This is a genomic window from Mesorhizobium sp. M7A.F.Ca.CA.001.04.2.1 (assembly GCF_003998485.1).
GTDB lineage: Bacteria > Pseudomonadota > Alphaproteobacteria > Rhizobiales > Rhizobiaceae > Mesorhizobium > Mesorhizobium ciceri.
Genome location: NZ_RZQT01000181.1, coordinates 1 through 9,722, shown reverse-complemented (window position 1 = coordinate 9,722; position 9,722 = coordinate 1). Strand labels below are relative to the sequence as shown.

At 59.3% G+C, this 9,722-nt stretch carries 8 protein-coding genes and 1 pseudogene; 6 read left to right on the top strand and 3 right to left on the bottom strand.

Translation table 11 applies throughout. The annotated features are described in order from the left end of the window. Window positions 1-731, top strand: a pseudogene (locus EN955_RS31685) (phosphomannomutase/phosphoglucomutase); the annotation flags it as partial. A gap of 921 nt (window positions 732-1,652) precedes the next feature. On the opposite strand, the gene EN955_RS31670 reads toward EN955_RS31685, so the two are convergent. The 3 genes from EN955_RS31670 to EN955_RS35730 form a co-directional block, all read right to left on the bottom strand. Next, entirely contained in the window at window positions 1,653-2,303 is a 651-nt protein-coding gene (locus EN955_RS31670; protein WP_244507030.1) for a response regulator transcription factor, read from the bottom strand. A 798-nt stretch (window positions 2,304-3,101) separates the two neighbouring features. Then, window positions 3,102-3,326, bottom strand: coding sequence for a hypothetical protein (locus tag EN955_RS31665; protein ID WP_024505842.1), 225 nt, complete (start codon window positions 3,324-3,326; stop codon window positions 3,102-3,104). A 1,267-nt stretch (window positions 3,327-4,593) separates the two neighbouring features. Beyond that, the gene (locus EN955_RS35730; protein ID WP_032809492.1) at window positions 4,594-4,938 is read right to left on the bottom strand and encodes a hypothetical protein; all 345 of its coding nucleotides are present in this window, start codon (window positions 4,936-4,938) and stop codon (window positions 4,594-4,596) included. A gap of 468 nt (window positions 4,939-5,406) precedes the next feature. On the opposite strand from EN955_RS35730, the gene EN955_RS31655 reads away from it, so the two are divergent. The 5 genes from EN955_RS31655 to EN955_RS31635 form a co-directional block, all read left to right on the top strand. Then, on the top strand, window positions 5,407-5,862 hold the full coding sequence (locus tag EN955_RS31655) for a MucR family transcriptional regulator (RefSeq protein WP_024505839.1): 456 nt from the start codon (window positions 5,407-5,409) through the stop codon (window positions 5,860-5,862). Window positions 5,863-6,347: 485 nt separating this feature from the next. Further along, on the top strand, window positions 6,348-7,304 hold the full coding sequence (locus EN955_RS31650; protein ID WP_024505838.1) for an AraC family transcriptional regulator: 957 nt from the start codon (window positions 6,348-6,350) through the stop codon (window positions 7,302-7,304). A 124-nt stretch (window positions 7,305-7,428) separates the two neighbouring features. Next, entirely contained in the window at window positions 7,429-8,136 is a 708-nt protein-coding gene (locus EN955_RS31645; RefSeq protein WP_024505837.1) for a nitroreductase family protein, read from the top strand. Between the two features lie 156 nt (window positions 8,137-8,292). Beyond that, complete coding sequence (locus EN955_RS31640) at window positions 8,293-9,210, top strand: NADP-dependent oxidoreductase (RefSeq protein WP_024505836.1); 918 nt, start codon at window positions 8,293-8,295, stop codon at window positions 9,208-9,210. Window positions 9,211-9,507: 297 nt separating this feature from the next. After that, on the top strand, window positions 9,508-9,722 hold a 215-nt coding region (locus EN955_RS31635; RefSeq protein ID WP_245492849.1), incomplete at its 3' end, for a pilus assembly protein TadG-related protein.

Sequence of the window (9,722 nt, the reverse complement as noted above, 5' to 3'; positions counted from 1 at the left end):
GCTTCGACGGTGACGGCGACCGCTGCGGCGTCGTCGACAATGAGGGCAATGAGATTTTTGCCGACAAGGTCGGTGTGATGCTGGCGCGCGATATCTCCAGCCAGCATCCGGGCTCGACCTTCGTCGTCGACGTCAAGTCGACCGGCCTGTTCAACACAGACAGCGTGCTGCGCGCCAACAGCGCCATCACCGACTACTGGAAGACCGGCCACTCCTACATCAAGCGCCGCGTCGCCGAGCTTGGCGCCGTCGCCGGTTTCGAAAAGTCGGGCCATTTCTTCTTCAATCCGCCGATCGGGCGCGGATATGACGATGGGCTGGTCACCGCCATCGCCATCTGCCAGATGCTGGATCGCAGCTCCGGCAGCTCGATGGCCGATCTCTACCGCGCGCTGCCGCTGACCTTTGGCACGCCGACCATGTCGCCGCACTGCGCGGACGATGTGAAGTATGGCGTCGTCGCGCGGGTGGTTGCCGACTTTCAGTCCATGAAGCGGGATGGAACGGTTTTTGCGGGCCAGAAGATCGCCGACCTCATCACCGTCAACGGCGTGCGCGTTGTCGCCGAAGACGGCACCTGGGGACTGGTGCGCGCCTCTTCGAACAAGCCGGAACTGGTCGTGGTCGTCGAAAGCCCGGTGTCGTCGCAGCGTCGACGGGAGATGTTCGAGGCTGTCGACACCGTGCTGCGCCGCAGCCCCGAGGTGGGCGCCTACAACCAGACATTCTGAGTATCCTTAGGCCGCCGGCTGACAGCCGCACGTCTGCCTGATCGATCACACCCCAACGCGCGCGCTGTTGGAGCTCGCGGCGTCAAAAGTACCGTTGTGGGTCACCTGCGCTTCGCCCAGTAATTGCAGGACCCATCCCGGCGTCCGAGTGAACCTTGGTGGCCGCTGGGATACGCATCATGATCGGAGACGCGCCGCTCGGCTGCAACAGGTGCAAACTTCCCCTGTCGGTGATGAGACCCAAGGATCAGTCGCTTGACCTGTCCTGGTTGTGGCGCGCTCTTCTCGTCAACAGGCGGATGCCATCTTCATCCATGATGAGCTGAGTGCGATACCCGTCGAATTTGATCTCGTGAATCCAGTCGCCCCGCTCGGGCGGGTGTCGACAAGCTCCGGCTCAATAGGTGGGATGAACTTCAAACGCATGAACTGCCTCGCAAGACTGCGATTCAATATAGCGTGCGCTAAAAAATGGTTCCGGACCATTTTAGACGAATTGAATGTTTGATAGCCATGGCGAATCCGACCTTGGACCACCAATCCCCGGCAAGCTGCACGGTGGCCAGCCAGCCCACGAGACGACAATTTCCATACCTGCCCGATTTGCGGTCAGCAGGTCGACATGCGCGACCTGCGCCGTCATTTGGCACGAACGGCCGAGGCACAGACCGCTGCTGCTGTTGGTTGATCAGGCGAGAATGCCGCTCGAACGGGGCGGCGTTTCGTTGCCCCGGACCCCTCCGACTGCCTCTTCTCAAAAGCTGTTCCATTGCGCGGAGCAAAGTCACGATTCAGAAGGGAGTCTCGCGTGGCATCGGTCGTGCGGCAACGCGAAATCCATCGACCTTCATTCAAATGTTCTGTTGACAAAAAACACGACCCGCCAGCACTAAACCAGGACGGGCCGTCTTGTTGATGCGATCACTCTTGGCCCAGAGGTCCTTCCGCGAAGAGATCGTTCACCTTGTAGGCGACCTCCGTGCGGTTGGTCGCCTTCAATTTCTTCATGATGTTTCGGATGTGAACCTTCACAGTGCTTTCGCGAAGGTTCAGTTCGTGGGCGATGATCTTGTTCGCCTTGCCGCGTCGCAGTGCCTGGGCGACCTCTGCCTGCCTGAGCGTGAACATGCCCGTCAAGGGCCGGGCGTCGCAGTTGCCTGATTTTATCAGGTGCCGCATGGAAAGGACACTACTGGCCGGAACGAAGATGCCTCCGGCTGCAGCCAAGTTGATCGCCTCGACACACACATCGATCCCGACCGAAGTCGGAATGTAGCCGCGTGCGCCGCATTCGAGAGCCGTCAGCACCTGTGCAAGATCTTCGGTGTCGGCCAGGATGACCACCGGAACGGTCTTGAACTCGGACGAAATATGCCTGATTTCTTCTGCAATGCCGTGATCGGTGACCTTCCGGCCCCCGAGGTTGAAGAGTATGGTTGAAAGGGGAGAAGCCGAACCCTTCCTTATGCGCCACTCCTCGATCGAACCCATGGCGACGACCACCATGCCCAATTCATGATCCTCAAGCGCCGAAGCGAGACACTCGCGGTCCAAGGCCCTCCCGTCCAGCATGAGAAGGTATTGCTTACCTGCTTCTTGGTGGAGATTTTCTGTGCCGCTGGACGGAACTCTTGATCGATTTGACGAACCGTAACTGTGCAGTCCTGCTGTAGAAACCATACCGATACTCACCCTTCCCCAACGAAGGTACCTGTGGCGCCCGATAAGTGCCCTTTCTTAGAATTGGAAGTTTTGGTACCCGACCCCTTTTCCACGCTCAAGGCTGATTGCGAACCTCAAGCAACGTGGCTGCTGACATCTAAAGCAGCCTCGGGAGTGTAGGAGCTATTTATTAGCATTCTCTAACATAAGTTAATTTTTTCGGTAAATTTTTACGTTGAGAAGACGGGACTCCAAACCGGTTTGACCCGCGCGAGCGGCCCGAACTAAGGCGCATGCCCGTGCCGCACCAGGCTATAGATATCCTCGGTTACCGCGCACTGTGTTGGTTGCACGCGCTCTTGCGATTAATTCGGCGGGTCTCATACGATAGGCGGTGGTTGGGTTTGCTCGCACCTCCTGACAACGCTGCATCATACCTCCAAAAGCTTCGTTGACGATGTATACACCACGCTGAACACTGGATTGCCGGCGTCTGCTCGAGCTTACGCTGCCTGTCTGCGAACAAATGCGGAGACAGGATAGGGGAGCCACCGCCGCCCAACACCCCATGGCTCCCCTATCGCTCCGCATGGCGACCCACTTCCGAAATTTGATTTTGAACGGCAAGCACGATCCGCCTGCAGGGCATGGCTGACGTCGGCAGATGAAGCGGTTCATCGTGAGCCTTCGCCAGACAACGTCCGGGTCTCAGGCGGTCCCCAGGGGGTTTGCTTCGCATAGCTGCTGAAAATCGAGAACCGTCCCGTCAGTCTGGATCTCGGCTTCGAATGCCTCGATCAGCCGTTTGGCGGCTTTGCTGGCAATGTGCGAATCGGGGTAAGTTGCCTCCACAACGCGCGCGCGCTCGTAGACTTCCCTGAATTGCCTGACCTGCTTGGGACCGAATACGCGATGTACAACCTGAGTGGTCATACCGCTTCTCCTCCTGGTGGCGGAACTTGAATTAACCTGCCCGTTGTCAAGCGCGCGCATGATTTCATCATCGGCACAGGATTACAACTGAAAGCCCAACAAGCCTGCGCCGGTATTGTAAGATACCAATTTCCTTGGTCGAGGCGTTCTTTAGTAGCGTTCGCTCGATTGCGAGTTAGCCGTTTGCAGGAGGCAAGGTCGCATGGTGAAGATTGCCAGAACCGCTGACCAGCCTTCGTGACGCCTTGCTCGAAACAAAAAAGCCAGGAGGCTTTTGCCTACTCATCCCGATGCCGCCCAGGGACTACGCGAAGCTGGCGTCGTCATTGGCCATTCGGTGCTGATCGTGGTTGACATCGACCGGGAAGGAGATCTCAGCGGTTACGGCATCGCTCGCCCCCCTGTCGCAAGCAATCCTCATAATGATGGTGGTTGCTGGGCTACAGAGGGGGCCCGTATCCTTCAGAAAAGAGGGGCGAGCAACGATTTCGGGTCGGGGGCGCCGGTCACCCGTAGCACGAGGCCCATGGTTGCTACTCGATGCTCAGGCCTGCCACACGATTCATTTATGATCTTTCAAGGGGAACCAAGAGTGCTTGGGCAGAGCGATATCCAATCGGCTGGGGGCTCAACGAAGACCGGACGAAGCGACTGGCACTGTAGGTCGCGGATTTACGATTTTGGTAATCAATGGAGGCCATCAGAGGGAAGGGGAGGCGGTGTTGGTCATCGAACGACACTACATCGCACCGGGCAAGTCGATGTGTTGAAAGCTTCGGCCCGCCTGCGTCGGCGCCGAACAACGGAGGCTCGGTCGAAATGGGAAATAACCCATCCGCGCATCCCGTTGATACGCAATGCAATCATACCGTCAAAAGGGCTAACTCCGAAATGCGGTGGGGAGAACCCGCCACCTTAATCATAATGGAGGAGCCGACACTATCGACATGGCTGTGGTATTTTGTCTGCCGGGTCACGTAAAGGAGCGGTGAGTGGAACAGGTCACGACTTGCTGGGCCAGTCAGCTGGCGGAAGGACGCCTCAATGGTTTCGTGCCAATCCAACAACAGCGCTCAACGATGGCTGGACTTGAATCCGAGCGCGCCGAGAGGCATGCCAAGGCTTGTGGGTTGAGACGGCTTCGGTCCTACGCCCAGTGGCTCGTGCCAGATGATCTGGCCGTGTTCATTGAAGAGATCGATTGTTCCGCAGTCTTCGGGCGTGACGGCAAGTTGCTGGGGAAGAGGCATCTATGGTCTCGGACGGACTAAGGGCTAACGCCGCACGAGCGGCCGAATTTCTGGAGGTGCTGGGCAATGCGCGGCGGCTGCACATTTTGAGCTTGCTGCTCGACTATGAATTGCCGGATCGCAAAATTCGCGAACGGCTTAATATTAGCCGGACAGCCTCGTGGCACCACATAGCCAAGCTCCGGGAAGTTGGGCTCGTAAAAATCCGCCGGGACGGCCGGAATGTATATTTTTCCTCTGAAAATCGAGCGGTACGCGATCTGCTTTGCAAATGGAATGTTATGGTTGCTGTCCAGCAGTCTGGGCAAGCGGTTCCGCTCGGTGGCGGTGCCTTGGCGGTGACATGCCAGGATCTTGTGCACTCGGCCCCCGGTCTGGAAAACCGAGTTTGTCAAAGCGTCAGCGATTCCCGGAGGGACGAGTGATCATCCCCAGGAATCTCGATTAGACACCGTTGGATCGAGAAGATCACCCGCGCGATTGTTGCCACCCGCCGGTTTTCTCTGCGGCGTCAGCCCCCGGATCGCGAAACGGCTGACGCAACCCTGTGGATCGGCGAATGCCGCCGACTATGGTCGCGCTGACGACGCGCCCGATTGGACGTACTCCGACTTGCGCTATAAACACTCGGTATCCTGCTACTGCCTCAAGGCCGGCATAGAAATAAATCCTGCGGTCAGTCAGTTGCCAGCGGGTAGGTCAGGTGCGGTGCCACCCCTTAAAATATAGACAGGTTTCTTCGCGTGGAGCCCCATCCATGATCTTTGGGCCGTTGCACGTTGTAAAGTTCCTCAATAGAGACAAAGCCGATCAAATGGGAAACTCGAAATATGCAGAATGACGCTGAAGCACCGCAGGTCCAGTTGTTGCAGCTCACCGCCGACATAGTGGCGGCATATGTCCAGAAGAACGCCATTCCGGCGGCCGGTCTTCCCGAATTGATCGCCAGCGTCAATTCTGCCTTGTCGGGATTGGGTCGGCCGGTGGAAGCGACGCCGCCCGCGTTTGTTCCGGCAGTCAATCCAAAAAAGTCCGTGTTTCCCGATTACATCATCAGCCTGGAGGACGGACGCAAGTTCAAGTCTATGAAGCGCCACCTTGGGTTGCTGGGAATTACACCCGACGAGTACAGAGCCAGGTGGGGGCTCGCCAAGGACTATCCCATGGTTGCACCGAGCTACGCGGCCCAGCGGTCAGCCCTCGCGAAATCCAGCGGACTCGGCCGCAAGCCAACTGCAAAAACGCCGTTGAGGAAAACACCAGCGAATCGGAAAGCTAAGGCCTAACAACAAGTGGCTATCAAAGGCGGCGGGGCAAACTGGATCACTAGGCAAGCATCACAATATCGCTCGGCTCTAAAAATCGGCTGGATAACAACATACCGTCCTCTGTTGAAAGTGACCGTGAGCCATCAGCAGCTCTGACGAATGCCTGGCAACCGATGGATGGTGAGACCACCGGACACTCATTGGGAGACCCCAGGGCGCAGCGTCCAATCTCATATGGTGCGGGGATGGCGGTAGGCTGCGGCGGCTGATCGGCCTCGCACCTGTTCAGAGACAGGAAACTGCTCCATCCTTTTACCAGTTGCTCCGTTACGGCCGCAGCAATCTAGTGCGTGGTGCCTCCGCGCTCGGCATGTAGACAAGTTCTTCACCTGGAGACGCATTCATGATCGGCGGGCGTGTTGCCGTCTCTCTTGGTACTTTCGATTTGTGCAAACAATCCATAATTACGATAAGACGTTTCACTATCTCCGTTTCGAGGTCCAATGTCTGAAGTGGACTGGCTGAGCCATCTCCTGCAAATCATCACCGTGACCGGCCAGCTCGAGGTCCGCTGCGCCTATGGTGCACCGTGGCGCGTTGCCTGGAACAAGGCTGCCGCGAACGAAATTCCCTACCACGTCATAGTCAAGGGCCGGGCCATTCTCGAGGATCCGAAGACGAGAGCGGCGCGGGAGCTGCTGAGCGGAGATATTGTGCTGCTGCCTCACGGCGCGGCGCATGTACTGCACGACGGTAGCGGGCAAACACCAATCCCTACCCAGCAACGCTGGGGGGCAGCCGGATGGATGCTGAGCGAGAATGATGGCCAGGGCGAGCAACTGGATCTGCTGTGTGGGCGATTTTTTATCGCGCCGCCCCATGATCGACTGATCCGCAACTACCTGCCCGCTAATCTGGTGACACGCGCTGTGGACAGCCATGGAGAAGAGGGCATGGGGTCCGCATCCAACCAACTTGCCGGTCTTGTCGGGCTGATGCGGATGGAGTCCGCCGGTGACAGGGCGGGAGGGCGCGCCATTCTCAACGCGCTTTCTTCGGCCCTGTTCACACTGGTACTGCGCGCGGCGAGCCAATCCGGGAAAGCCCCCGAAGGCTTGTTGGCCCTGGCTGGCCATCCGCGGCTGGCACCAGCCATTTCTGCGATGTTCGCCGATGCGGCACGGCCTTGGAAACTGCCTGATCTGGCCGATCTGTGCGGCATGTCGCGCGCTACGTTCATGCGCCAGTTTCAGGACAAGCTGGGTCGCTCCGCCCTCGATTTTTTGACTGATCTGCGCATGAGCCTGGCCGCCAACGAGTTGAAGAAGCCAGCGATCAGCACCGAGGCCGTGGCCGAGACGGTCGGGTATCAATCCGTTTCGGCATTCCGGCATGTCTTCGCTGAAAGGATGGGGATGACGCCGGGGGAGTGGCGGCGACTGGCGCACAAGGGCGAGTAAAACGCGCGGATCCGGAATGCGTAGTTTGATCCTTTGGCGCATCATACTGCGCCAATTCAGTCTCGAAATTGTCACTCGTCCTCGTAAATTGGGCTCCGTAATCACTTGATAAGGGAGCCATCCAATGAACTGCATCAGCCTCGCCACCACCGGACCAGCAACCCGCGTAACCGCCGAAATCTTCGGGGAGTCCGGGAAGAGCGAAAACGCTTTCGCGACGAACGCCGTCATCGAAACGATCCTGAGCCGCAGTGCGGCCAAGTACTACGACCCTGCTGCCACCCTGAGCGACGACCAGATCCGCGACCTGGTGCGTATCGGCACGTCCGCGCCAACCTCCTTCCACCTGCAGAACTGGCGTTTCATCGCCGTACGCTCGCCGGAAGCCAAGGCACGGCTGCGTCCGATCGCCTGGAATCAGCCCGCGATCACCGACGCGGCCGTGACCTTCATCATCATCGGCAGGCTGGCCGATGCCAGCACCGTCCCCGACCGCCTGGCGCCCGTGGTGGAAGCCGGCATCATGCCGGTGCATCTGGTGCCGGAATGGGAAATCCCCGCTCGCGGTCTCTATGACGATCAGCCGCAGCGCCAGCGCGACGAAGCAGTGCGCTCCGCGACCTTTGGCGCCGCGGCGATCATCTACGCGGCCCGGTCGCTGGGCCTGGGTTCGACACCGATGATCGGTTTCGGCTCCGAGGCGGTGCACCGCGAGTTCAGCCTGGCCGAAGACGAAGTGCCGGTCATGTTGCTCACCGTCGGGCCGGAGCGAGCTGGCAACTGGCCGCAGAAGCCCCGCATGCCGGTGGCTGATGTCCTGGACTTCGCATAACGAAAATCCTGGAATCGCGGGCGCGCGAGAGCTCCGAGGAACCCAGGCAGGGACCTCAAGGTCGTCGTGGAGGACGCGAAGCCGACGCGTGAAAGCTCGAAAGAGCTGCCACGCCCGCTAATTACCCCAACACAAATGTCTGAGGAGACAATTCCCATGAAAGCGATCGTAGTGACGGACCAGGCTGCAGGAGAGGCCGGGATGAAGCTGGTACAGCGGCCCGAGCCGCGGGCGGCAATAAACGATGTTGTTGTGGAGGTTCATGCGGCGGGATTCGTCAACACCGAACTGGAGTGGCCTTCGACCTGGGCCGATCGAGCCTTCCGTGACCGGACGCCATCGATCCTCGGCCATGAGCTCGCAGGTGTGGTCACTGCGCTCGGCTACGGCACCACGGGACTGTCAATCGGTCAGCGCGTATTCGGCCTCGCCGACTGGCATCGCGACGGGACCCTCGCTGAGTATGTCGCCATGGAGGCACGCAATCTCGCGCCGCTGCCCGGCGACGTTGACTTCACGGTGGGTGCGAGCCTGCCGATCTCCGGCCTGACCGCGTGGCAGGGGCTGTTCCAGCATGGCCGCCTTCAGGCGGGGCAAAGCGTGCTCGCGCACGGCGCGGCCGGTGCCGTCGGTTCGATGGTGACGCAGCTTGCAAGGGAGGCCGGGGCCTATGTCATCGGCAGCGGACGCGCCGCCGACCGCCAGAAGGCGCTCGACTTCGGCGCGAATGAGTTCGTCGATCTCGACAACGACAAACTGGAGGAGGTTGGCGGCGTCGACCTGGTGTTCGACGTCATCGGCGGCGATATCCAGAAGCGGTCCGCGGCCCTGATCCGGGCCGGAGGAACGCTTGTGACAGTCGTTGGACCGACGGATATTCGACCTGCAGATGGCCTGGCGATTGACTTCGTCGTCGAGGCTGATCGCGGCCAGCTTTGGGAGATCGTTCAGCGGATCCGGGACGGACGACTGCGGACGAATATCGGCAAGGTCTCCAGCCTTGAAGATGCCGTCGCCACCTTCAATTCGACCGAGCGGCGTGCGGGAAAGACGGTCATCCGCGTTCGGCCGTGAGGACTCGGGGGAGAGAGGGCAGTTCCTCTCCTTGAAAGCCTAAGGTCCGCGGCAAATGCCGCAGCGTCAGATGTGATTGCATCTTGGGAGTTCGAGTTCGCTAGCCTCTGCCTGCAGCAATCCCGGTAGCTGGCGAGATTTTGATCCAATACTGCGTTGTTTGTTGAATCTGAAGCCTGGAGGCAAAGACCCAGGCTTGGCGGCGAGAGACGATTAAACATTGATCGATAGCTTTAGACCTTGCTTTGCCGTCGCGTGGTATATGCGCGTAGGCTAATGTCCGTCGGGAGTAGAAACATGCTGAGAATTGTTGGGCGGTTCGCGCGTTCCCATGACGGTTCGATGGCCCCGTTGTTTGTTTTCATGCTGGCGCCCATCATCACCGCCATCGGGTTCTCGGTCGACTATACCAGGGCGGTCCAGACCCGGTCCAACGAGCAGCAGGCGCTGGATGCCGCGGTCCTATCGATCACCGGTATGGACACAACCTCAACGTTGGCGCAGCGCCAGAC

What these genes read in the sequence shown, in the direction of transcription:
- EN955_RS31670 (WP_244507030.1), bottom strand. Translation starts at nt 2,303, where the DNA reads ATGCTGGACGGGAGGGCCTTGGACCGCGAGTGTCTCGCTTCGGCGCTT.
- EN955_RS31665 (WP_024505842.1), bottom strand. Translation starts at nt 3,326, where the DNA reads ATGACCACTCAGGTTGTACATCGCGTATTCGGTCCCAAGCAGGTCAGG.
- EN955_RS31655 (WP_024505839.1), top strand. Translation starts at nt 5,407, where the DNA reads ATGCAGAATGACGCTGAAGCACCGCAGGTCCAGTTGTTGCAGCTCACC.
- EN955_RS31650 (WP_024505838.1), top strand. Translation starts at nt 6,348, where the DNA reads ATGTCTGAAGTGGACTGGCTGAGCCATCTCCTGCAAATCATCACCGTG.
- EN955_RS31645 (WP_024505837.1), top strand. Translation starts at nt 7,429, where the DNA reads ATGAACTGCATCAGCCTCGCCACCACCGGACCAGCAACCCGCGTAACC.
- EN955_RS31640 (WP_024505836.1), top strand. Translation starts at nt 8,293, where the DNA reads ATGAAAGCGATCGTAGTGACGGACCAGGCTGCAGGAGAGGCCGGGATG.